This window comes from Paenibacillus sp. FSL H8-0283 (genome assembly GCF_045040675.1).
GTDB lineage: Bacteria > Bacillota > Bacilli > Paenibacillales > Paenibacillaceae > Paenibacillus > Paenibacillus amylolyticus.
In genome coordinates this window covers 3,522,380-3,546,702 of sequence record NZ_CP150295.1, presented here as the reverse complement: position 1 = coordinate 3,546,702, position 24,323 = coordinate 3,522,380, and the positions used below count along the sequence as shown (strand labels likewise).

Sequence of the window (24,323 nt, the reverse complement as noted above, 5' to 3'; positions counted from 1 at the left end):
TATACTCTAGGAGGCTACTGCCATGTCACAAAAAATCTGGATGAACCTGCCGGTGAAAGATGTTGTGAAATCCACTACCTTTTTCAATGAGATTGGATTCCATGGGGAGAATGTTGGCAACGAGAGAGCCCAGCTTGTCATAGGCTCAACAACGATTCTACTGTTTCCGGAAGCAACCTTCGAGAAATTTACAGGTGCCAAAACCGCAGATACTTCCCATAGCGCAGAAGTGATATTTTCCATTGGTGCTGACAGCAGAGAAGAAGTTGATGCTTTTATTCAAAAAGTAGAGATTGCTGGAGGAACCATCTTTGGCAAGCCTGGTGAAATAGACGGCTGGATGTACGGCGCTGGATTTGCCGACCTGGACGGTCACCGCTGGAACCTGTTGTATATGGATGAGAGCAAAATGCCGAAACGGTGATGTATAACGCCTATCACTACGTCCGCCTCTTATCCTCCAATTTTGGAACCCTCGAATCGGCCAGTCATGGAGATTCTGAAGTAATTCGTTACGATACTAAAGATAAGGAACACGATTCCTCCAACTACAATATATTGTGTACTTATTCCAGTTACGATTAGTCCACATACACTAGCACCAAGTGTTGTTCCCAGGTTGGAAGAGGTTAGAAAGATCCCATTCGACAATTCGGGTGCCTCTGGTGCTGCCGCTACCACCCAATATTGAGTGATATTGCCCCCTATGCCTCCTATGATCCCCCAAATGAAAATAAGGAAGGCTGTTGGCACACTGAATTGTCCGAAGGTGAACAACAAGATGTATATCGTTATTAATGCAATGGGATACATCTTGATCGTTCTTAAAGGGAAATTAGCGAGCAGTTTCCCTGCTATCATGTTCCCAACCATATTGGCCAAGCCATATAGAAATAACAACACACTGACGGTGTTCCAGTCATAACTTGTCACGGTTTTCAGAAACTCGGCAAGGTAACTATAGACCCCAAATACAGCTCCGTTCATGAAAATCACGCCAGCAATGGATAGCCACATCACGGATCTTCTCAATACATACAGATGAGTACCCATAGAGATTCTTTTCGTAACTGGCATTGAGGGCACAAAAAGAAGTGTTGCTACAAATGCGACGATTGTTACGGCAGCAAAGAACAACATCGCATAGAACAACGATGTGCTGGTGGCAATCAAGCTCGAAAGGGGTACTCCAAGTACCATGCCTGCCGACACGCCTACAAATACTTTAGCGACTGCCTTGGGCGCTTCTTCCTTGGGGACTGACGCCGCTGCGACCGTAAATGCCAATGAGCAATAGACAGGATGGAAAAAAGCCGGAACGACACGTGCAATGACCAATACCGTAAAGTTTGATGTGATGGCGGAGACCAGGCTGCCCACAATAAAAATGCCAAGTACAAATAACATGACATGCTTGCGGTTCATGCCCGAAAATAATAAGGGCAAAATGGGGCCAGATACAGCAACCGCAAGCGCAAAAAGACTCACAATCAAACCAGCGGTTGAGATACTGACCTCGTAATGTTCTGCAATCAAAGGCAAGATTCCGATTACGCCCATCTCCGTATTTAAAATACTGAATACCCCAAAGGTCAGAATGAATACAAGCAGGTGATTTCGTTTAGTTGTCATATGCCATGGATTTAGAGAGATCCCGGTAAGCATTGATCTCTGTCTGAAGGTTGGCAATTTTCTGCTCTGCATCAGCAGTTAAAGCAGCCTTAGCAATAGTTGTGCCCATACCTCGACCAGCGCCATTGATAAACCATACTTTTGTCTTATCCATATCATTCATTCCTTTCAATTTCTTCTCCAGTTGCCTTGCTTTTTAGTTTAGCGTTTATACACCACATAGCAAATACTCATATCTTATAACAAGTTATGCTTGAAAGGCATTTCTGTAAGGTTTATTGTAGAATATAAGGGATAAAGGAGGAGTTACGATGGAGATTAGAGTATTGCGTTATTTTCTTACGGTCGCCAGAGAAGGAAGCATTACACGCGCTGCTGATTTCTTGCATGTTACGCAGCCCACCTTGTCCAGACAATTGAAAGACCTTGAACAAGAGTTGGGAAAGAAATTATTTATTCGCAGTAGTTACAGTATTATTCTCACAGATGAAGGTATGCTTTTAAGGAATAGAGCTGAAGAAATTGTAGGTATGGTTGATAAATTAGAGGCAGAATTTGAATCCATGGAAGAAACCATAAGTGGAGATATTTATATTGGCGGTGGAGAAACGGAAGCCATGAAACAGATTGCAAGAGTGGCAAAAGAAGTTCAGAATAAATATCCCGATATACGCTATCACCTATACAGCGGTAACGAAGATGATGTAACTGAGCGGCTTGACAAGGGACTCCTTGACTTCGGTATTCTAATCCAGCCAGCGGATGTCTCCAAATATAACTATATCAATTTCTCGGACAAAGATGTTTGGGGAGTGGTGATGAGAAAAGAAAGTCCGCTCGCCTCCAAAGATACGATTCGATCTACAGACTTATTACATGTTCCACTGATCTGTTCACGACAGTCGATGAAGCAAACATTTTCGAAAAATGAGTTTGCGGATTGGTTTGGTGAAGATTTTGACAAATTAAACGTCGTAACTACATACAATCTTGCATATAATGCTGCCATTATGGTTGAAGAAGGCATTGGTTATGCATTAACACTTGATAAAATAGTGAATACGTCCAGTGAAAGCGATCTTTGTTTCAGACCTCTAGAGCCAAGACTTGAATCTGGGTTAAATATCGTTTGGAAAAAACATCAGGTCTTTTCGACTGCTGCGGATTTGTTTTTAAAAGACATTCAGGCTAAATTTTAGACTGATAAAGGGATTAACGTGAGTATAAGAAGAAACCCACCGGAGTTTAATTCTCGGTGGGTTTCTTTATGACTTGTTCAATCCCGAGTAAAATAAGCTTCAAGCCGAACTCGAAAGCTCCGTCGGTTCCCATCACCTCAAACAGACCGTTCTTATACATCCTGCTGAAAAGTCCAGCTTCCTTCTCACTCATAGAATCCAGAAGTTGGATCATCTCTTCACCCTGAAGTGCTTCCTGATCCTTAAGAACAGCAGATATATTGCGCTGATGCTGATAATCATCCAGGACGAAGTAGAATACATAGTTCACAAGCGTGAGAACGGCCTGTAATTTCTGTTCTTGCTCTAGTGGCGTTGATTCCATACAGAGCAACATGCGGTTGGTGAAGCGGATCATGTCCGGTTCATGGGGCAGCGTCATCATCATGAGCTGTGTGGAGCACGGGTATCTGCTGAGCACACTCCGTACCGTCACCGCAAGCCCCTCCATCTGCTCCTTCCAGTCCCCTTCAGTATGAAACTCGTCCAGAATAATTTTCGATATCTGGTTGGCCAGACGCTGGTAGAGCGTCTGCTTGCTCTTGAAGTACCAGTATAGAGATGGAGCCTGAATCCCCAACTTGTCTGCCAAGCGTCTCATGCTGAATTTCTCGATGCCCTCTTCTCCAAGAAGTTCCCACGAAGTTTCCAAAATCTTATCTTCCGAAATCTGAGGCTGTTGTTTTTTCATCGGTATCCGCCCTTTTATCTAACAGTGTAAGTTTATGCTTTACAGGTTCATAAGTTCATGATAACATCTAACACTGTAAGGTTCAATCTAACGCTGTTAGATTAGATCAATATTAACGAAGAAAGTAGTGACCCACATGGATGCAGAAAACCTCCATTACTTTGAAAAAGCACCAATCGCCAAAGCCGTAGCTCACTTTGCTGTCCCAATGATGCTAGGCACGTCAATGAGTGTTATTTACTCCATCTTGAATGCCTATTTCCTTGGCACACTTGGTAATACGGCAATGTTAACCGCACTCGCATTAACTTTACCTTTATTCGCGGTCATCATGGCCCTTGGTAATTTAATTGGTATAGGCAGCGGTACATTCATCTCCCGTTTGCTGGGAGAGAAAAAAGTAGATGATCTGAAGCATGTATCTTCATTTGCCTTTTACAGCAGTTTAGTTCTCGGAATTATTGTGATGGCCGTTGGGCTCCCGCTGATTGAACCAATCGTTCATGGGCTGGGGGCAACGCCAGAGTCCTTCGGATTTACAAAAGAGTATGTCACGATTATGCTTATAGGTTCACCCTTCGTCATCTTATTCTTCACCCTGGAGAATATCGTGCGCTCAGAAGGTTCAGCAATGACTTCTATGACCGGTATGATTCTCAGTGTTGTTATAAATATTATCCTCGATGCACTATTCATTTTTGTCTTCCATTGGGGCGTGATTGGCGTTGCATCTGCTACCGTCATCTCCAACTTGGTTGCGAGTGCATTTTACGCATTCCATATGAGTTATAAGAGTCAATTCTTAACCGTCTCCCTGAAATGGTTCAAGGTGACGAAGGACATCCTGAGTAATGTGTTCAAAATCGGTGTTCCCGTCTTTGTTATGAGTGTCTTCTTGGGTGCAATGTCGCTTATTCTTAACCTTTTTCTTGTCGAATATGGGGATCAGGCCGTTGCTGGGTATGGAATCTCATCACGTTTATTACAATTTCCTGAGTTTATTCTGATGGGTTTGTGCGAGGGAGTTGTGCCGTTGATTGCCTTCTCATTCACAGCGAACAAATTACGCATGAAACAAACGATTGGATTCACGATAAAATCTATTTTGGGTTTAGCCATCCTGTTTGGGGTTGTCGTCTATCTGATTTCCGACCACTTGATTGGTTTATTTACGACTGACCCGCAATTAATTGAAATGGGTAGCTACATTCTTCATGTAACCTTTTTATCCTTGTTCATTACAGGAATGACTTCTTTGTTTATGGGGATCTTCCAAGCAACAGCCCAAGGAACCGCCGCGTTTGTTATGTCCATCATTCAAGGAATTACACTAATTCCTGTATTGTATATTGCTAATCAAATGAACGGCTTTCATGGAGTGATCTGGTCGCTCGTTATTGCGGATGCCGTGGCGTTCCTAGTTGGGGCCATCATGTTATATGTTTTGCGGACCAAATTGCAGCCGGATCTGGAACATTTAGCACAGTAGATAACATATAACACGCAAGAAGGCAGGATAAGGGCGCTCCCGCTCCCTGACCCTGCTCTTTCATTTCCAAATGACAATTATTTATCTAACGATACTAGGAAACTATAACTGTAACTGTTATAAGGAGAGCTTGGTCAACATATGTTCTATTTCATCCATATACCCTTCCACTGTAATGCTTCTCGGAGCAAACAGAAATAATAGTGATTGTTTCCATTCCGAGCCTGCAATAGAGGTTGGTAACATCGAATGTTCTGTATTAGAGAAGATTTTCACATGAAGCAAGGAAGATGGCTGAATTCCTTTACGGTATGCTTGCTCTGTATCAACAATGTCCACATTCACATCATCTTCTCCAAGCAGAAGTAGTACAGGGGTTTTGAAATGATGCAAATCCGCCGTGGCATCTGAAGCAAAATTTTTCTTTATGAAGTTCCAGCGTTCTTTGGAAATCAGATCATCCTCTCGAGCAATCTTGGTGTACTCTTCATATGTGCCTTGTTTCTTTAAAATCTCTTTAATCTGGTTTTCATAATCGACCTGATTTTGAATCTCCTCCGTGGAATAACTATCTTTCGCCATTTGGCCGCGTGTGTTGTATTCTCCCTGTTCCAACCAGTTTATCGCTGGTGATACCAAAATACTGAAGGCAAGATGTTCTTTCCCAGCAAGCTTAGGAATCACCCAGCCTGCTTGGCTGGCACCCCATACGCCTATTTTGGAATCATCAATGATGGATTGTTCTTTCGCCCATGCAATTGCTTGTTGTGCCTCCACAACACGATCATCCATGCTTTGATCTAGCCAGTTTCCCTCTGAACCCCCGATTCCCCGTTTATCTAGCGACAAGGATGCATACCCGATCGATGCCAGTCGCTCCCATAACGGTTTGTATCCCTCACCATGAGTAGAGTCTATCGGACCGTCACCGTGAATAAACAGTACTAGACCTAGCTTGTCTGAATGGTTTCTGGGTAACGTGAGCGTACCTGTTAACTTACCCTGTGGAGATTGAATTTCAATGGTTTGTTCCTCCATGTCAAAATCACTTTGATCGACTATGTACAGTCCTGCACCAACCATCAGTAAGATTGCCACAATAACTGAGATGTATCGTTTTTTCCAATTAAACATAACTATCTCCTTTGTAAATCATATAATACCATTGGTTTTCGCCTAAGAGCAGGCCGGTCAGAAAGCTGTTTGTGCTATACTGCTTGCGAAATTGATAGCGTTCATATAACTGTATCGCTTGATGATTCTGACTTGCCACATGCAAGCTAAGAGATGATATTGATTTGGATTGCAACATATATTTCTGTGCCCATTGAAGCAACTGCGTACCAATTCCCTTGCCTTGGTGCTGTGGATGTACAACCAGATCTTCCACATAACATTCACCTAATGTAGGAGTATGCTTCAGCAGATGTAAACCAGTTATTAACTGAAGCAGTTTCCACATGCCAACCCTATTGCACTGGCCCCACCAATGAGGATTGGCACGAACGCTTGTTATTGCTGCTCTGTTATCTGCTTCCTTCCATTTCAAGCACATGGTGCCAACAATTTCCTCATTTTCACGAGCAATGACTCGAAGAGTACTTTGTTCCATGGGCGGATGATTGAGCAACTGTTCAAATGCGTAAGCCAGATCAGTTATGGACAATGAAGTGATCTTTTGAAATTTGTGTCCAAAACCATAAGCCATGAGTTCAGCAACAGCTTGATGAAACTGGGGACAAACGGGTTCTATCTGAATGGAAGTTGTCACTGTGTGCCTCCCCTACTCGATCATTTGTAACAATAGCTCATAATGAAGCTTTTCTGGTGTGAATAAAGATAAATAAGATTTTTCTACCATAATAAGTGGACCGTGATACGGATAGCCCTGGTGTTCTGCATAAGCATAAAATTCGTTGATATGTTCTTTGAGTTCAGCTTCAATTTGTACATATACATGACGAGAAAGGTATTTTCCTCTAGGCAAAACTAAATCGTTTGCTCCCTCCTTTTGTGTATAAATTCCTACGGTGTCCGTCTCGTCGTACGCATAATGGATGTCGGCTTCAAATAAATTGGGAATGTTTCCTTTATGTTGGGTCAGTTGCCTTGCTTGCAAGTACCCTTGCGCTTCCATATGGAACCACAGTGATAAGTGAATCTCCTCACGAGTAACAATATAATAAGTCACTTGATCCTCAAGCGGAATATGCTCTTGCTCATGCAACAACTTGCTGATAAGGTGCTTTGTTTGCTGAAGCTGAGTGATGGCTTCTTCCGTGTCTGCCAACGCTTGGCGAAATAATGATGTGATTTGAACGGTTGTCAGATTACTCAAACATTCCTTGATCATTTGAACAGACAGTCCCATTTTGCGAAGCAACAAAATATGAGATAGACGGTAAATTTCATCTACCCCATACATCCTGTATTGGTTTTCTGCTATATAAGCAGGGTGTAACACCCCTTTTTCTTCGAAGTATCGAATTTGATGTACAGAGACTTTCATCAGCTTTGCCAGCTCACTAATCGTAATTTCATCACTCAACCAATTCACCACCTTTGCTGTTTTTCATATTACAAGCATAAACCTTAGGTCTGACCTAAGGTCAAGTTTTATTTTAGCCTCTCCTGATAACAAAAAAACCACGGCACCAGATTCGGTACCGCAGTTTATTAATCAATCATCCTATTGGATTTGTTTCATGTAAGATTTGAATTCCTCAGCAATTTCTTTGTATTTGGTATGATGCAGGTAATGTGAACCTTCCATTGGGATCATCTTACCCTGTGCGGATTGTTTGGCTTGTTCTTCATGTAGCGGAATCCACTGCGGGTTTTTCTCGTTATTGGATTGAACAAAGAGAAGCACTGGCAGATCACTAGGATACGTGAGTTTTTCTCCATTTTTGAAATTGGAACCCAGATGTTTAAGCTCATTTACTAATGTCGGATTTGTCGAGACTTGATTCGAAATCAACTTCATCTGTTCTTTGGTATGTTCATCATAGTCAAGTGATGCATATGAATCACCACTCACTTTATTGAGTACTCTCATTAAGCCTGATTTTTGAAAGAATTTCATTAAGTTCAAAGGTAATTTAACATCCATGCCAGGTTGATTCGGAACACTGCTATCGATCCCGACAAAAGCAGAGACTTCATCCGGATACGTGTTCACATAAGTCGCCGCGTACAGTCCCGTGATGGAATGCCCCATCAGAATATAACGATCTATACCGAGCTGCTGTACAGCTTCATGAATTTCACTAACAATATTCTCGGTGGTTCTCTCCTTTTCGGTTTGGTCGCTTAACCCATAACCGAAAGGCTCAATCGCCACAACTTTGTAATCAGAAGTTAATTCATCGATTAACAATTTGAAATCAAGTACTGGTGACGGTGTTCCTTGTCCGGGAAGTAGCACGATGGTTTGTTCGCCGCTACCTTGAATGGATACATTCATATTCTTCCCATCAATATTGACATATTGGCCGTACGATTCGATTTTCTTTTTCTCGGCCCCATTACTTATCGTATGAACGACAAACGTGATGCCCATGAACAGCACCAGCGCGCCGACAATACCACCTATTATTTTCAACCATAAGTACCGTTTTTTACGGCCCTTAGTCCCCGTTGTTGTTACATCCACTGCTTCTGCCATTTCCATCTTCTCCTGTCGTTTATATCTGTAGAGCCGCTCTTGCGACATAGGTATAGTGTAACCATGAAAGATGTCCCCTTCGTGACGGGAATATGAACGGAGTATGAACTACAAAAAAAAGAGAGCTGCTTGTTGAGAGCAGTTCTCCATAGGATAAGACAGTTTTAGTGGTCCAGGAACACAAGCTGAATGAAGAACAATACCGCAAAAATGTAGAAGATTGGATGAACATCTTTACCTTTTCCACGAAGCAGCTTGAGTACCGGATAAAAGATGAAACCTACGCCGATGCCTGTTGCAATACTATGCGTCAATGGAGTAAGAATGATAATCAGGAAGGCAGGAAATGCTTCTTCGAGATCATCCCATTTGATTTTGCTGATAACGTTAATCATAAAGTATCCAACAATGATCAGTGCCGGAGAAGTAATCGCCGGAATGCTTGATATTACACTTACGATCGGTGTGAAGAACAAGGTCAGCGCAAGCAGTACACTTACCGTTACCGCTGTCAGTCCCGTTCTTCCTCCTGCAGCTACCCCTGTGCTGGATTCGATGTAAGCCGATGTTGGACTTGTTCCGAGCAAAGCACCTGAGGTTGTTCCTACGGCATCTGCCAATAATGCGCCACGCGAGCGTGGGAATTTACCATCCTTAAGCAATCCTGCTTGTTCAGCAACGCCGAGCATCGTGCCTGTCGTATCAAACAGCGTGATCAACAAGAAGGTAAATATGATTGTATATAAGCCATTCGAGAATACCCCTGCCAGATCCAGTTGCAAAGCCGTTGACGCGAGGCCTTGCGGCATGGATACAATCGATTCCGGCATTTGGAATAGTCCCATAATCCAGGCAAGTATCGCTGTTACCACCATTCCGATGAACAGGTAACCTTTCACATTATAAGCCATCAGCACAACGGTAATAATCAATCCGATAATGGTCAGATAAGCCATCGGCTCAGCCAAGTTTCCGATCGTAATCAAATTCGATTCTGAATCGGCAATAATCCCGGCATTTTGCAAACCTACCGTTGTAATAAACAATCCGATCCCTGCGGTTATGGCATGTTTTAAGCTAGCAGGAATTGCATCTAGCAACATGTAACGGAATGAAGTCAGTGATAAAATAATAAACAAAATCCCTGCTATAAATACGGCTCCCAGTGCAACCTGCCAAGATACGCCATACCCGGCAACTACGCTATAGGCAAAGAATGCATTCAGCCCCATACCCGGCGCGATGACGATTGGATAATTGGACCATATTCCCATAATCAGAGTTCCCACAATACTTGCCAGTACCGTTGCTATGAATACTCCGTTAAAGTCCATGCCCGTGCTGCTGAGTATTCCTGGGTTTACGATAACTATGTATACCATTGTGAAAAATGTTGTAACCCCTGCGATAATTTCTGTGGGGATGGTCGTGCCTCGTTCTTTAAGTTTGAACCATTTGTCCATGGTAAAGCCAGCCTCCAACTTTCAAATTATACTCCAAAGCTAAAAACAAAAAATCCTAATCTTCATATAGGATTGTAATATTGTCGCTCCTATATTCGTTGTTAGGATTTAAAGATTCAACAGCTAAGCTCTAAACTAAACATAAAGATACTCATATCTGTTTTCAACCTGAAGTCCATTTCGTATTCTAATTAAAATTACATGCAATGTCAATGAATTAACGATTTGTTCACAGTTATTTACGAACTATACAGACATCATCTCTTTTGTTCATTCGTTTTTAGGATAGAGTAAGTACGTATCGCTCAATGTCTGCGATATATGAAGAAAAGACTGCCAGCAATGTTCACTGACAGTCTCTTGCTTAATTCGTAGTAGGTTTCTCTTCATATTCGCTGGATAATTCTTTTAGCGATTTGATTTTGCCATGGGGATGATGTCATTCCTGAACAACTTTATTCTGCTTGTATAGGTAATAAGAGAATTAGGCAAGCATATAAGACAAATTATAGAGAATTCAGAAGTTAATTGGCAGGACCCAGATTAATCAAGCTGACCTCGGATAATGAGACGGTTGTGTTGCCATCTTGCTCACCATCAATGTTACCCAGATCAAATGAAATTCGAGTATTCGCATAGCTGTCTTCTGTTGCATCAAATGTAAACGTGAACTCCTGTTCTTCTGGGGTCAAATCAACTCGTGCCCCAAAGAACCCATGCCATTCATAGTTGGCAGCTGCATCGACCCATCCAATCCCCAAACCCAATTTCCTGGACTTCTCCGCTTTGGCTTTAAACGTTAATTTATATTTAAAACCTTGCTGTATGCCGAATCCTTCATTGATGACTTGACGATCCCATGGATGCTGTCCTGCATGACCAATCTTGGCTTGAAGCTGTTGATTGCTAACTTGCATCTCAAGGTCCGCTGCATTACCATCCGCGTGGGTAAACCAACCTTCTGCACCTTTGGAGAAGTCCCCATTGGGAATAAGGTTAACATGAGCTGGCTGACCTCCTTGATCTGCATTCGGATTAACTTCATATAATTGGACGTTATTGATGTGAATCGAGTGTTCACCTGTAGATAGCGGATATCCTAATCCAAATGCAAGCATAGCTGCCGAATCGGAGGTATCCCCCATAGTGAAGGTGTAAGTATACGACTTTTGATCTGCGGTTAATTCCACTTCTTCTTCAAAATACTTCACAAAATCGCCTGCATTCTGAGAAAGAACCGCTTGCATGGATTTAGGACTTGAAGCAGATGCCTCGAAGGTAAGTCGGTACGTTTTGTTTGCATCCAGTTTGATCTGACCTTGTTGCAATAAAGCATCCCACCAATGTTCACTTGTACCAGGCAATTTAACCATTAATCCTTCACCCTCGTCATGTGAGGCTGTCAGATCATTAGGAGTTAGCTCCCAATGATTCAGATCAGCTGTTAGCTCACTGTTCTGAATTTTGTTTTGTGAAATATCCACCCAACGTGTATTATAATCTGCTCCTTCAAAATTCACATAATAGGGTTTGCCTGCTGTCAAGTTGACCCCTGGAAAATACACCGTTTTATATGCTTGCCATCCACCCGTGTCTCCGAGACTCAGGTCTGATTGTGCAACGGTTGTACCTTGTTCATCCTGAATGCTGAACTGAACCTTGGAATCACTTTTTCCACTGGCCATTCGGGCAGACAGAACATATACTCCGTCGTGAGCTACATCGATTTTATATTGCAGCAGATCTCCCTGATCCATGTAACTGACATGTTTTCCTCCTTCTACGGAGTCCTCCAGTTGTAAGCCCTGCATCATCCAGGCTTCGGTTGCAGGAACATGTGCGTAGCCATTCACTGACAGAGGTTTGCCGCGTTTCGTCAGACGAACATTGTCCACATATACCTTACCTTTAGAACTGCCGAATAACAGTTTTAGCTCGGATTGTGCGATTGATGCTCCATCTCCAATGATGATTTCTCCGGTGTATGTTTTCATTTCTTGGTTCAAGGAGAGGTTTTGTCCTTGATGAACCTGTACCGTATGCCCATTACTGCTGACAACATCAATGTCGATACTTCGCGGTGTGTCTGCCTTGGCATCTAAGGAGAAACCATACGTTGTATTCGCTTCCAGTTTCAAATCGGGTTGGTTCACCGAAACTTGTTGTGGGTCATTATTCGTTTGAGTAACATCAACAACCAGCTGACGCTCCATAATTGGGAATTTCGAAAAGTTATTTACACTTATATTGGCTTCAGCATTCTCCTGGACGCTGGTGGTCCAGAAACCGAGGCGTTCCTTACCTTGATCAAATGTACCATTGTAAATGAAATTACCATCAGGCAGCGCGTTCCGTTCAACCGTTATTGGATCAGCCTCACCCACCTCAATCAGTCTGACATTGGCAAGCCAAACCGTTGTATCATCCAGCCCCAGATTAAATTCAAATCTGGCATTGTTATCCGTGCCATCCCGCATATTAAAGGTATAGTCATAGGATTGCCAATCTGTCGTGAGTGCAAAGGTGTTATCACCCGAATAATTGGTCCAACTTTTTTCGAATTGGTTCAGTTTGGACATGATCGTACGGTTAGCAGATGCTTTCGCATCAAATTGTATCTTGTACTTTTTGTTTTTCTTGATGTACATCGGCATCTGAGTGAGTTGAACCGAGTAGTTTTCAGTACCCGATGCATCAATGGTAACTTCTGCTGCTTTCCCTTTCTGCTCATCTGTTACAACTTTGACACTGCCAGCTCCATCAGCATTTGTGATGAATTTCCACTGCAGAGGCACTCCATTGTCTGCAGCCCCTTCCGCAAAACGTTCATTGTATATTTGATTGCCATCGGCTTGTGGGTCACGCTGTTGCACAGGCTCGATGGGATTTGTTGTTACATCAGGCCATGTGTCTAGATTTTTGTAAGAATATACTCGCACAAAATCAACATTCATCTTTTCGGAAGTGAAGTTGCTTTCAGGTGCCCCCGGCCAGTCTCCTCCAACTGCCAGATTCAGAATCAGATAGAATGGACGATCAAATGGTGCAGGGAACGTATAATACTCGGGTTGGCCGGCGGCCTTCGTTTGCCAGTTGGTCACTTCATGATGCAGCTTTCCATCCACATAGAAACGAATCATACCCGGCAACCATTCCACCTGGAAATCATGATAATCGTCAGCGAAAGTTTCTCCCTTCGGAAGAGTAAGGCTTCCCTGATCATGTCCATGGGAACCGTCAGGCTTCACACTGTCATAATGCAATGTGCTATATACCTTGTTATTACTCTCTTTGCCACCAATTAGCTCCATAATATCGATTTCTCCAGAGGCAGGCCATCCACCATAATGTGCTTCATCTGTTGGCATCATCCATATGGCAGGCCACATGCCTTTTTCGATCGGAAGCTTCGCACGTACAACTACTTTACCGTAGGTCCAGTCGCCTTTTCCCATGGAGATCAGTTTGCCAGAGCTGTAATCTTTACCGTTTTTCGGACCCTTTTTTGCTTCAATCTGCAACACGCTTCGATTCTGATCTTTCGTAATGCGAGTGTTGTCCGGGCTGTAATATTGCATTTCATTGTTATAAACGAGTCCTGTATCCTGCACGGTCCATTTGGAAGAATCAATCGAAGGTCCGTTAAACTCATCATTCCAGACCAGTTCCCATTGATCATGCGGAATCGTTGTTGCTGGAACCGGTTTTTCGCCCGCCGGATTGCTTGGTGTCGATGGTGTAGACGGTGATTGCCCGTCTGGAGAAGATGGTGTGGGTGTACTTGTCACATTTGTTGAACCACCAGGCTGCGATGAAGCAGGTGGTTGGGCTTCACCCACCATGGATGTGCGCAATCCTTGTTTTACTTTCTCTCCGTTGATCACAACATCATCGGCATCTACACTCAATTTTTGGATTGTACCTTTGGTATCCATTTGAGTCTGACTCGCTTCTGCATGAATATTCATGGAATCAATCAGGCTGTTTGAAGAGATCTCCAGAATGGATTTCTGCTTTACATGCATCTCCTGAATGTTGCTTTCTTCCGTAATGGCAATTCTGACGGGTTCCCCACGTTTGTCAACGACTACTCGCTTCAGCTTGGAGTTGTTAATGTTGATGGAATGACTGCCTCCGCCTTTAATGATGACACTTCCTGTAACAGTTACGCCCTGAAGAACAACAGATCCCTCGCCTATGCCTTCTGCCAGTAGCAGATTTCCATTGACAACCATATTTTTCAACGTGATATCCGTTGATTTAATAATCAAGTTGCCATCTACCCGGGACTCATATGCTCCAGGAGTGCTTTTTACATCTGCAATCATCGCTGACAGTAACTCTGCCGTCTCCGCTCGTGTAATCGAGGTTTTAGGATTTAATTTGCCTTGGAAACCTTTAAGAATATTTTCGTTCACCAGATAGGTAAGCGCTTTCTTTGCATAACCGGAAATATCATCTGCATCCTGAAATTTCAATTGTTCACTATCTTCATTTGTAACCGCTGAAAGTTGAAAAGCTCGATCTACCATAACCGCTGCATCTTGGCGTGTAATCGGTTGTTGTGGTGACAGATGTTCACGGTCTGTCCCTTCGATGATGCCAGAACCATTCGCTCGTACCATCACGTCATAGTACCAATCGTCTGAAGTCATATCCGCATATGAACCAGTCGCCGCATTACCGGTGAAACCAAAGGCCCGATCCAGAATCATGACGAATTCAGCTCGGCTAATGACCTGACTGGGCTTGAACGTACCGTCCGTATAACCTTTCAATAAATTCAAGTCTTGCAAACGTGTAACTGCAGATTGTGACCAATGCCCCGTCAGGTCTGTATAGGGAACAGAGAAGTGCAGGCTTTTTGCCTGCACATTTCCCACCTCCGCTTGACCCTGTACACTTTCTGCTCCAGCAGTTGCTGGATAAACGAGAGAAGCCATTAAACTCCATGCCACCATACATGCCAGTCCTTTTCTCATCCTTCTTCCTCCCTCAGCTCAGTTATCCTTGCATTTGCATAGCCTATTCCTTGACTGCTCCAATAACGATCCCCTTAACGAAGAATCGTTGTAAAAACGGGTATACCATCAGGATCGGAAGCGCGCCGATAAAGATCTGTGCTGCGCGTACGGTTCGCTGCGAGATATTCTCCAACATGGAAGGATCGACGTTGATTTTGCTGAGATCTTGCTGAACAATAATGGTCTGTAATAGAGAAGCAAGTGGATAATTTTTAATATCAGACATATAGATCATGCCGTCGAACCAGGAGTTCCACTGATACACCATCGTAAATAAGGACAAGGTTGCGATAGCTGGAAGTGAAAGCGGTACGTAGACCAGAATCAACGTTTTGATATGACCTGCTCCATCCAAATAAGCTGCTTCCTCAAGTTCTTTAGGCAGACCGCGGAAGAAGTTCATCATGAGAATAACGTTCCACACGGACAGTGCGCCAGGCAGAATAAGCGCCCAGATTGTATTCATCAAGCCAAGCTTCTGGATCAGAATGTAACTTGGAATCAAACCGCCGCTGAACAAAATGGTAAATACGAAAAACCACGTATATAAGGAGCGACCTTTAAAACTGATATCTTCCTTCGACAACGGAAATGCGGTTAAGAGCATGATGACCATACCAATGATCGTTGCAATTACAGTCCGTTTAAGTGATACGATCAAGGAGTTGATGAAGTTCGAATTCCCGAATGTTTTCACATATGCGTCCGTTGTGAACCCGATGGGCCAGAAGGTAACCAGGTTTGATGATGCTGGCGCCATACTGCTGAATGAAACAGCCAATATATGAATAATTGGTAAAATGCAGAGTATCGATAATATCCCAAGAAAAGTATAGTTAGCGATGCTGAATATGCGGTATCCTTTTGTTTTATAATACAAGCCCTTTTCTCCTCTCTAGAAAACTCGATAATTAGCTAGTTTGTAAGCCATTCTGTAAGATATAACAATCAAAATGGTAGCAACCACAGATTTGAACAACCCTACTGCTGTGGCAAAACTCATCTTCCCGTTCAGAATTCCGAGTCGATATACAAAGGTGTCAATGATGTCGCCTTTGTCATACACAAGTGGATTGTACAAGTTGAATACCTGATCAAAACCGGCGTTCAGGATATTGCCGATAGAGAGTGTCATCAGTACGATTGTAATCGGCATTAATGCCGGAATCGTAATGTGCAGCGTCTGTTTAAATCGGTTGGCCCCATCCACCTCGGCAGCCTCGTAGAGCGCAGGATTAATTCCTGAGAGAGAAGCCAGAAATACGATCGTACCAAAACCAAATTCTTTCCACACATCACTGAGGATCAGCGTTATCCGGAACCATGTACCGTCTCCCAGGAAGAAGATCGGTTCTCCTCCAAAGGCTACGACAAGCTGGTTGACCATGCCGCCCTGAGGAGACAGGATATCGAGCAGAATACCACCGAGAATAACCCATGATAGGAAATGCGGTAGATACACAAGCGTTTGACTTACTCTCTTGAATGCCGTCAAGCGTACTTCATTGAGCAAAATGGCAAACAGGAATGGAGCGAATAGTCCTGCGATGATTTTGAAAAATGCAATGACCAACGTATTCCAGATCACCTGACCTACGTCCGGATATAAAAATAAATATCGGAAATTGTCCCAACCCACCCATTTGGATTCAGAAAATCCCAAGTATGGTTTGAAATCCTGAAAAGCAATTACAATGCCGCCCATCGGTATGTACTGAAACACCAGTGCCAGCAATACAGCTGGAATGAGCATCATATGCAAGGTCCAGTTCCGTTGCATATTCCAGCGCTGTTTAACCCTGGTGGAGCGCCGTTTATGCGGCGTTTCTAACGTATGTTCCTTCACTCCTGCATCCCCCATGTTCTAAATTTTGTATTTTACAAGTCATCGTGAACTTGTATATTAAAATTATAGCAATGGAAATTTGTGATCTATATCCTAATATTGCAACAACGATATCAATATTTTAATAAGATTAAGGAGGTTGGACTTTGTTCACACGCTTGAATGTCTTTACCAAAATTACACTGTTGTTTGTGATGCTGCTTATTCTGGTGCTGTTTCTCTATACATACTCGAACCGGGAAAGCGTGCGTGTTATCGAACACGAGATTCAGAACAATACGATGAATCATCTCTCGACATTTGCTGATTCAGTAGAATCCAACATTTACCAACTGTCATTGTATGGGATGTCTATTGGGCAAGATTCGAGTATTCAGGAATATCAACGTCCCGACTACAAGGACATTCCCTATGAACGTGTGAAAGTTGGAAGTGCCATTCTGGAGAAAATGAATCTGTACAACGCAGCAAGCAAATGGCATTCGACCATCACACTATACTTCCCAAGGATGCAAAAAGTGATATCAACGGATTATTATGCTTACATTCCGTACAGGGATGATGAATTTAAGGAGCCTCTCTCGCAATCCTGGACCTATGCTGACAATCAGTTTATCTGGTACACTACCGATCCAACGACAGCGATGGCGAGACCTGGCAAAGCCAGATTGATTACCAAAATCAGTTTTCCAGTTCATCACTTAACTGCACTTCTTAATCAAAACAAGTTAAACAATAAGGGCGATCCATTCATGTTCCATCCCGACTATGGTTTAATCAGCAATAGCTCTGGAAAGGAAACCCTGAATGCCATCCTGCCCTCTCTGAAAGAAGCAACACTGCAAGCCAGCGGCGGATTCAGCACAACGTTGAACAAAACGGAATATTACGTCTCCTATATTCAATCCAAGAGCCTGGGCTGGTATTATGTTGACTATGTGCCGATGCAGCAGATTTTGAAACCGATTACGAGCAGCCGAAATCTTTTTTACGCTTCAATTGCCGTTCTGATCGTGATGAGCGTTGTTGTATTATATACACTCTACCGAAGTGTGCAGCTTCCACTCTTACAGTTGGTGAAAGGGACGAATCGCTTGTCAACCGGGGACTTTTCCGTTCGGCTGCATCATTCTGCACGCAATGAGTTCAGCCTGTTATTTGCACGTTTCAACATCATGGCTCAACGAATTCAAGAATTAATCGAGAATGTATATGAGGAGAAATTAAGAAGTCGGGAAGCCACGCTCAAACAGTTACAATCGCAGATTAATCCGCATTTTCTATATAACTGCCTGTTCTATATCAAGAACATGGCCCGAATGAAAAATGAAAAGGCCGTGGTAGCCATGGCACTGAATCTGGGGGAGTATTACCGATACATAACCAGGTCCGAAAAGGATCAAGCCACGCTTCGTGAAGAACTGACGATGGTCAAAAATTATTTGGAAATCCAGTCACTTCGTCTGGAACGAATGCATTTTACAATCGACGTGCCCCATGATATTTTAGATAAAACAGTTCCCAGACTAACCCTTCAGCCTATTATTGAGAACGCTATTATTCATGGTCTGGAGCCCAAATCGGTGGATGGTAAGATTAAAATCTATGCGGACTGCGAGGATGATGTGTACACGATTATCGTGGAGGACAGCGGGCTTGGTATGTCTGAGAAACAGCTTGATCATCTGAGGGATAATCTTCTTAAACCGCTGGATGAGAATATGGGATGTGGTACATGGAATGTCCATCAGCGTTTGTCTTTTCTGTACGGTGAAGGATCTGGACTATCCTATGAACAGTCTTCAATGGGTGGAATTAAAGTTAACATCACATGGCACGACAATACAGACAAGTAGGTGAACGACCCATGCTGCAAATATTACTAGTTGACGATGAACGTTCCGTCGTGGAAACGCTGGCAGAGACCATTCCGTGGGAAAGCTGCGGGATCGGTACAGTTCATGAAGCCTTATCCGGTGCAGTAGCGCTGGAAATTATGGACAACCACGATATTGACATTGTAATTACGGATATACGTATGCCCGAAATGTCAGGCATTGCACTAATTACAGCGATTCATGAAAAGTGGCCGCATGTGCAGACAATTCTTTTATCAGGTCACGCCGACTTTGAATATGCGAAACAGGCCATTGCACAGGAAAGCTTTGATTACTTGCTGAAACCTGTTAGTGATGAAGATCTCATCGAATCCGTGCAACGTCTTGTTCATCGAATTAAAGAAAAGTGGGAAACCGCAGCATCTCATCAAAGAGCCTTACACGCCTTTCAGGATCATCTGCCATTGCTTCAATCCACGATGCTGCATGAGTTGCTGACTGGAAAAGTCTATGATCAGAAGACGCTGGCAGACAAGCTTGATCTGCTGGAGCTTCCCTACTCCGTAGGAGAAGATCTCGGCATGCTGATTATTCGTATGGAGAAACATCTATCCGATATGGCACACGGCGACCTGGCTTTAATGGAATATGCGATATGTAATATCATAAGTGAAGTGATGCATAATCATTTTCATATCTGGCACACACGAGACGTGCATGATTACATTGTTGTTCTGGTAAGCATGAAACATTCCACAACGATGAGTTACAGCAGGAGTGAGACGCCTCAGACATTGCTTGAGCAGTATGCTGCCCAGATTCAAACCAATGTTCAGTTATACTTGAAAGGTGCTATCTCCATTTCGGTCTCCAGTTGGGGCAAGTTTCCCCATGAAATTGGAGAACTCTATGAGCGAACGGTTATGTCCATGCGTAAACGGATGGGTCAGGTGCAAGGTTTGTTTGTCACCGCTTCCGATGAAACGGATGCTAACCCTCTACATACGATCAGGTCGCTGTATCAGCCACCAACGTTGATTAGCCTGCTCGAAGCTGGTCGCTTTGAGGATGTGGAACAGAAAATCGAACACATTTTTGCGGAACTGCTGCATTCCAATGAACATCATGATATTGCCGAGTCAACCTTTGAGGTGTATTTTGCTATAGCGGGCGCGTTTGCGTACATCATTCATAAAAATGGCAAACAAATCTCTTCTTTGATTCCAGCAGAGTCCTATCGTTACTTTCAAGCTCCCAGCTATTCCACTGCGCAGCAGCTACAGGACTGGTCCGTCCGTACACTTCATTACATACGAGATGATGCTGAACAAGAGCTTAGAGACAATCACAGCACCATTGTGCGCAGCGTCAAAAGTTTTGTCGACCTTCATCTGGCTGGTGATGTATCACTGCCTGCAATTGCTGACCATGTGCATCTGCATCCAGTGTACTTGTCCAAGGTATACAAGGCGGAGACAGGTGAAGCACTTACTGCCTATGTGTACCGGTTAAGAATGGAGAAAGCAGCCTATCATTTGCGAACATCAACCGCCAAAGTGTTTGAGATTGCAGAACTTGTCGGTTACAACAATACCGCATATTTCATTCGAGTTTTCAAGAAATTTTATGATCTTACACCGCAGGAATATCGGGAAAATCTGCCGGTTTAAGAGAGTACACAGACCAGACTTGACGTTCTAGTAATCTCTCCGGTTTCCCCTTCTCCATATCAAATACAAAAAGGCATTGCCGGAGATCTTCTCCTGCAATGCCTTTTTGGTGCTTATGTGGCCGGGATGAATCATTTCAGCCAGCCCTTTGTCATCCTATTTTCCGCTTTTCACGGAATCATACCACTCGTTAACTTCTTTCGTAATCTGATCTCCGCCTGAAGACTTCCACTTCTCAACAAATGAGTCGAACGCGTCCACAGAGGTTTTGCCATATACAATTTGAGAGAAGGTATCCTTCTCCATCTTCGTCAAAATGTCATTGTTCATCTGCATCGTCATTGAAGGTGCACCGGTAAACATTTGATTGAACACGATATCCTTTTGATCCAAAACAATCTTGGCTGCATCAAGCATAGGTACTGGTACACCTGATTTGATTTTTTTCTCAAATGGTGTAGTTGCTTCTTCACCGCTTGCCAGCTTGGCAAGTGTTGTCATACTTAGATTGGGAATACGCGCTCCATCAAAAGTCAACGTGTACTTCTCGGGAGCATAACCCCCCGTAAGACTTGCATCGGTTGATGGTTTCCCATCTACCATAACCCAATCGTATCCTTCCGCAAATCCATGCTCAAACTCATCGCCCTCTTTAGGATTCGCATAGTGATCAAAGAGATAGTTCTGATAGGTGAAAAAGGCTTCCGGATTTTTCATGTCTTTGTTAATTAGAACTACGCCATTTCCGTTTGACGTACCATGTCTTCCTGCTTGACCGTTTGGACCAGAAGGAATTGGATACGCCTTGTATTCAGCCTCCGGATTGTTTTTCTTCACATCCTCCAGCGGCCAGGATGGCATCCAGTGAGGACCAACCACAATACCTGCTTTTCCGGCAGTAAATTCTTCAGCTGCTTTTGTCTCATCATACACGCCGGCTTCTTCCGGGATATACCCTTTGCTCATCCAGCTCTGTAATTTGGCCAAAGCCTGCTTTGCACCAGGTGTAACGGAACCGTATTCAAGTTTTCCATCTGCCGTCAGATTCCATTGGTTTGGCATTGTACCATAAGCGCCAAATACCCACCCAGCTTCTGACATCCATGTGTTCAGCCAGTTCTTGAAGCCAATGGTGAGTCCGTAAGTGTCCTGCTTCCCATTGCCATCCGGATCTTGATTCGTAAACGTTTCCATAATGACTTCAAGATCATCTATCGTTTTAGGTGCTTCCAGATTGAATTTCTTCATCCAGTCTTCACGGATCCACATGACAGGATCACCATTATAGGAATAGTCCAGAATCGGAATACCGATCTTTTTGCCATCTTGCATGTATGGATACCATACGGAAGGATCTTCGTTTACGGCTGCTTTCCATGTGTCGCTGGCATATTTGTCAAACAACTCGCCCGCATCGACAAATTTTCCGGACTCAATCAATTCACGCACCAGATTGAATTCGCCGCGATACGAAATAATGTCCGGCATGTCCGCATTGGAAGCAAGCGATAGACGCAGTTTTGTCTCAAATGCATTATTGGTGGATGGAGATATCCACTGGTTTTTCAACTCAATTCCGAGTTTCTCCTTGGCCCATTTTGTATGGACGTTGTTATCCTGATCCTCGCCTGACTTAAACTTCACGTCTGGACCCCATGGTCGTAAATACGTAATGGATACTGGTGGATCATACTTCCCATTTTTGAGCTCCAACGTTGTCGCTGGTGTACTCGATTCAGTTTTCTTATCGCTCCCGTTACTACACCCACTCAAGGCTGCAGATAGGGCCAATACACCGATCATGACCAAACTGCCTACTCGTCTCTTTTTACTTGTGTCCAACTTCGTTCCCCCAGTCTATGTAATGTTGCTTACAGGTTAATCATAATGAATTTTTGATATTTATGCCCATACTAATATTGCAACATTTATTGCATTAATTTAGGATATTGGATATTGAATACATATATTGAATAAATACAATACCAGAAAATAGAAAAAAGCAGCCGCTAACGGCTGCTTCAGTCTGCTTAATTACTCGTATATTTAACCCAATCGTACTCAGCATAGAGCGGATTAGCCCCGTTATAAGGACCGAGCCAGCTATCTACTCCTGTTCCATTCCACAAGTTCATCATGATTTTTCCGGGTGTTTTAGGAATATTGCTGGTTGCCGTGTGTTTCAATACACCATCAACATACCATTTGATATGTCCCGGCTGCCAGTCAAATGCGTACGTATGGAAACCTTGGGATGCATCAAAACCTAGATTGATAATCTTCTCATGATTACCAACCCCATTGGTATAATAATTAAACTGAACTTTGGTTGTGTCTTTTCCTAAAAATTCGATATCAATCTCATCCCATTGGGTGCCATGTGCGGGCCCTGTGTATGTGAAAAATGAGGAAACTACACCTGTGTTCTTGGCAGGTTTCATACTGACTTCATATAAGCCGTACCCATACGTATTCGTGGTACGATACTCTCCGCAATCAAACTTGTTCTGTGCAGAGCTGGTCAAACCAAGCTTAAGCTTGCCGTCACTTGTAAAATTAACATTGTTAGCCCTCCACGTACAGTTAAACATGTTCCCATTGGAATACCCATCCGCTTTTTGCCATGTACTTGCGTTAAAATAGGTTAGAGGTTCCCAGAACACATAACCCGCGAAAGCGCTTACCGAAAAAAACAAAGAGATGACACCAGTTACCGCCAAAGTATACCAAGACTTCCTCTTCATCACACACCTCCATGAATGATTCCAACATGTATAATCAGCGCAATAATAGATAGCGCTTACATGGTTGGTATTTCCATTTTATCCGGAAGCATGGTGGTAAACTATAGCAAACTTTAAAGCAGAGATATTCAATTTTTAAGATCTTCGTTCTTGTATCTAATCATGTCATGTTAAGACTATGCCAGTTTCATACACGTAAGATGGATTGAATGAAGCGCCTGCCCTTCAGCATAGAAGGAATCAGGCGCTCCATGAAAACCATTTTTACATATATCTCAACATGTTTGTTTCTTTATTCACCCTAAAAGGGTTCTATTTCGCACCAGCTCGTACCAAAATGGCTTCAATTTCTTTGAAGCCATTATTCTTCGCATGACTGAGTGGTGACACCCCATCACGGTCCGATATGTTTACGTCTGCTCCATGATTAATGAGTAATTGTATCGTCTCCTGCTGCCGAGCATTGCCATCGTTAAGAATGATCGCTTCGAGTAGTGCTGTCCATCCCAATTGATTCACATGGTCCACATCCACCGAAGTTTGAGTGAGTAGTTCTTGCACTACATCCACATATCCATGCTCCGAAGCTGGAATAAGTGCTGTCCCTCCATATCGATTTGTTATCGCTGGGTCCGCTCCCGCCTCGATTGTCAGCTTCAAAATATCCAAGTATCCTTCAGCACCAGCATACAGAAACGGGGTATTTTTCATATCGTCCTGTATATTCACATCTGCCCCCGCTTCAATTAACACTTTAGCCGATGTTAGATCATTATTGTAAGTTGCAATCATTGTAGCGGTTCGTCCACTCTGATCTTGAGCATTGATATTGGCACCTGCTTGAATCATTTGTTCGATGCGTTCAGTATCGCTGTCCTCTACTGCCTTGAACAGCTGTTCATCTGCTGAAGTCATGGCCTTTTCCTCCACGTTAGAGTCGTTTCTCATTTCAGGCACGCAACCTTGAACGATCAACATACTGCTTATCAGGACAACGATAATCAGCGTTTTACTCATACTG

General features: G+C 43.3%; 19 protein-coding genes. 5 read left to right on the top strand and 14 right to left on the bottom strand.

Features of this window, described 5'->3' with window-relative positions; genetic code table 11:
• Positions 1 to 22: 22 nt before the first annotated feature.
• Positions 23 to 424, top strand: coding sequence for a VOC family protein (locus MHI52_RS15905; RefSeq protein ID WP_076253133.1), 402 nt, complete (start codon positions 23 to 25; stop codon positions 422 to 424).
• Positions 425 to 453: 29 nt separating this feature from the next.
• Here MHI52_RS15905 and MHI52_RS15900 read toward each other — a convergent pair whose 3' ends face one another.
• Positions 454 to 1,632, bottom strand: a complete 1,179-nt coding sequence (locus tag MHI52_RS15900; protein ID WP_076253132.1) for an MFS transporter — start codon at positions 1,630 to 1,632, stop codon at positions 454 to 456.
• Positions 1,622 to 1,786 carry a hypothetical protein gene (locus tag MHI52_RS15895; protein ID WP_156946122.1) on the bottom strand — a complete coding sequence of 55 codons (165 nt, stop codon included), beginning with the start codon at positions 1,784 to 1,786 and terminating at the stop codon, positions 1,622 to 1,624. Before MHI52_RS15895 ends, MHI52_RS15900 begins: the two co-directional genes overlap by 11 nt.
• Before the next feature lie 157 nt (positions 1,787 to 1,943).
• On the opposite strand from MHI52_RS15895, the gene MHI52_RS15890 reads away from it, so the two are divergent.
• Positions 1,944 to 2,831, top strand: coding sequence for a LysR family transcriptional regulator (locus MHI52_RS15890; RefSeq protein WP_076253131.1), 888 nt, complete (start codon positions 1,944 to 1,946; stop codon positions 2,829 to 2,831).
• Between the two features lie 46 nt (positions 2,832 to 2,877).
• Here MHI52_RS15890 and MHI52_RS15885 read toward each other — a convergent pair whose 3' ends face one another.
• A complete protein-coding gene (locus MHI52_RS15885; RefSeq protein ID WP_076253130.1) occupies positions 2,878 to 3,561 on the bottom strand; it encodes a TetR/AcrR family transcriptional regulator C-terminal domain-containing protein in 684 nt (227 codons plus the stop codon).
• Between the two features lie 136 nt (positions 3,562 to 3,697).
• On the opposite strand from MHI52_RS15885, the gene MHI52_RS15880 reads away from it, so the two are divergent.
• Positions 3,698 to 5,050, top strand: a complete 1,353-nt coding sequence (locus tag MHI52_RS15880) for an MATE family efflux transporter (RefSeq protein WP_076253129.1) — start codon at positions 3,698 to 3,700, stop codon at positions 5,048 to 5,050.
• A 117-nt stretch (positions 5,051 to 5,167) separates the two neighbouring features.
• Here MHI52_RS15880 and MHI52_RS15875 read toward each other — a convergent pair whose 3' ends face one another.
• The 8 genes from MHI52_RS15875 to MHI52_RS15840 form a co-directional block, all read right to left on the bottom strand.
• A complete protein-coding gene (locus tag MHI52_RS15875; RefSeq protein WP_076253128.1) occupies positions 5,168 to 6,184 on the bottom strand; it encodes a S9 family peptidase in 1,017 nt (338 codons plus the stop codon).
• Positions 6,177 to 6,821 carry a GNAT family N-acetyltransferase gene (locus tag MHI52_RS15870; protein WP_076253127.1) on the bottom strand — a complete coding sequence of 215 codons (645 nt, stop codon included), beginning with the start codon at positions 6,819 to 6,821 and terminating at the stop codon, positions 6,177 to 6,179. The genes MHI52_RS15875 and MHI52_RS15870 overlap by 8 nt, the downstream gene beginning before the upstream one ends.
• Before the next feature lie 12 nt (positions 6,822 to 6,833).
• The gene (locus MHI52_RS15865) at positions 6,834 to 7,598 is read right to left on the bottom strand and encodes a MerR family transcriptional regulator (RefSeq protein WP_076253126.1); all 765 of its coding nucleotides are present in this window, start codon (positions 7,596 to 7,598) and stop codon (positions 6,834 to 6,836) included.
• 141 nt (positions 7,599 to 7,739) lie between these two features.
• A complete protein-coding gene (locus MHI52_RS15860; RefSeq protein ID WP_101313828.1) occupies positions 7,740 to 8,717 on the bottom strand; it encodes an alpha/beta hydrolase in 978 nt (325 codons plus the stop codon).
• 164 nt (positions 8,718 to 8,881) lie between these two features.
• The gene (locus MHI52_RS15855) at positions 8,882 to 10,180 is read right to left on the bottom strand and encodes an NCS2 family permease (RefSeq protein WP_017688352.1); all 1,299 of its coding nucleotides are present in this window, start codon (positions 10,178 to 10,180) and stop codon (positions 8,882 to 8,884) included.
• A 524-nt stretch (positions 10,181 to 10,704) separates the two neighbouring features.
• Entirely contained in the window at positions 10,705 to 15,162 is a 4,458-nt protein-coding gene (locus MHI52_RS15850; protein WP_076253124.1) for a carbohydrate binding domain-containing protein, read from the bottom strand.
• Positions 15,163 to 15,205: 43 nt separating this feature from the next.
• Positions 15,206 to 16,084 (bottom strand): carbohydrate ABC transporter permease, encoded by an 879-nt coding sequence (locus MHI52_RS15845; RefSeq protein WP_017688354.1) that lies wholly within the window; start codon positions 16,082 to 16,084, stop codon positions 15,206 to 15,208.
• Between the two features lie 15 nt (positions 16,085 to 16,099).
• The gene (locus tag MHI52_RS15840; RefSeq protein ID WP_017688355.1) at positions 16,100 to 17,050 is read right to left on the bottom strand and encodes a sugar ABC transporter permease; all 951 of its coding nucleotides are present in this window, start codon (positions 17,048 to 17,050) and stop codon (positions 16,100 to 16,102) included.
• 146 nt (positions 17,051 to 17,196) lie between these two features.
• On the opposite strand from MHI52_RS15840, the gene MHI52_RS15835 reads away from it, so the two are divergent.
• The gene (locus MHI52_RS15835) at positions 17,197 to 18,906 is read left to right on the top strand and encodes a sensor histidine kinase (RefSeq protein ID WP_083684762.1); all 1,710 of its coding nucleotides are present in this window, start codon (positions 17,197 to 17,199) and stop codon (positions 18,904 to 18,906) included.
• 11 nt (positions 18,907 to 18,917) lie between these two features.
• Positions 18,918 to 20,558 (top strand): response regulator, encoded by a 1,641-nt coding sequence (locus MHI52_RS15830; RefSeq protein ID WP_036615627.1) that lies wholly within the window; start codon positions 18,918 to 18,920, stop codon positions 20,556 to 20,558.
• A gap of 156 nt (positions 20,559 to 20,714) precedes the next feature.
• Here MHI52_RS15830 and MHI52_RS15825 read toward each other — a convergent pair whose 3' ends face one another.
• From MHI52_RS15825 to MHI52_RS15815, 3 genes are all read right to left on the bottom strand, one after another.
• Entirely contained in the window at positions 20,715 to 22,361 is a 1,647-nt protein-coding gene (locus MHI52_RS15825) for an extracellular solute-binding protein (RefSeq protein WP_051447411.1), read from the bottom strand.
• Between the two features lie 227 nt (positions 22,362 to 22,588).
• Positions 22,589 to 23,302, bottom strand: a complete 714-nt coding sequence (locus MHI52_RS15820; protein WP_036615630.1) for a glycoside hydrolase family 16 protein — start codon at positions 23,300 to 23,302, stop codon at positions 22,589 to 22,591.
• Between the two features lie 312 nt (positions 23,303 to 23,614).
• On the bottom strand, positions 23,615 to 24,319 hold the full coding sequence (locus tag MHI52_RS15815) for an ankyrin repeat domain-containing protein (RefSeq protein WP_076253123.1): 705 nt from the start codon (positions 24,317 to 24,319) through the stop codon (positions 23,615 to 23,617).
• Positions 24,320 to 24,323: the final 4 nt, after the last annotated feature.

Coding starts and splice junctions, on each gene's coding strand:
- MHI52_RS15850 (WP_076253124.1), bottom strand. CDS start 15,162: ATGAGAAAAGGACTGGCATGTATGGTGGCATGGAGTTTAATGGCTTCT.
- MHI52_RS15820 (WP_036615630.1), bottom strand. CDS start 23,302: ATGAAGAGGAAGTCTTGGTATACTTTGGCGGTAACTGGTGTCATCTCT.
- MHI52_RS15900 (WP_076253132.1), bottom strand. CDS start 1,632: ATGACAACTAAACGAAATCACCTGCTTGTATTCATTCTGACCTTTGGG.
- MHI52_RS15905 (WP_076253133.1), top strand. CDS start 23: ATGTCACAAAAAATCTGGATGAACCTGCCGGTGAAAGATGTTGTGAAA.
- MHI52_RS15895 (WP_156946122.1), bottom strand. CDS start 1,786: ATGGATAAGACAAAAGTATGGTTTATCAATGGCGCTGGTCGAGGTATG.
- MHI52_RS15885 (WP_076253130.1), bottom strand. CDS start 3,561: ATGAAAAAACAACAGCCTCAGATTTCGGAAGATAAGATTTTGGAAACT.
- MHI52_RS15860 (WP_101313828.1), bottom strand. CDS start 8,717: ATGGCAGAAGCAGTGGATGTAACAACAACGGGGACTAAGGGCCGTAAA.
- MHI52_RS15830 (WP_036615627.1), top strand. CDS start 18,918: ATGCTGCAAATATTACTAGTTGACGATGAACGTTCCGTCGTGGAAACG.
- MHI52_RS15880 (WP_076253129.1), top strand. CDS start 3,698: ATGGATGCAGAAAACCTCCATTACTTTGAAAAAGCACCAATCGCCAAA.
- MHI52_RS15825 (WP_051447411.1), bottom strand. CDS start 22,361: ATGATCGGTGTATTGGCCCTATCTGCAGCCTTGAGTGGGTGTAGTAAC.
- MHI52_RS15890 (WP_076253131.1), top strand. CDS start 1,944: ATGGAGATTAGAGTATTGCGTTATTTTCTTACGGTCGCCAGAGAAGGA.
- MHI52_RS15875 (WP_076253128.1), bottom strand. CDS start 6,184: ATGTTTAATTGGAAAAAACGATACATCTCAGTTATTGTGGCAATCTTA.
- MHI52_RS15815 (WP_076253123.1), bottom strand. CDS start 24,319: ATGAGTAAAACGCTGATTATCGTTGTCCTGATAAGCAGTATGTTGATC.
- MHI52_RS15855 (WP_017688352.1), bottom strand. CDS start 10,180: ATGGACAAATGGTTCAAACTTAAAGAACGAGGCACGACCATCCCCACA.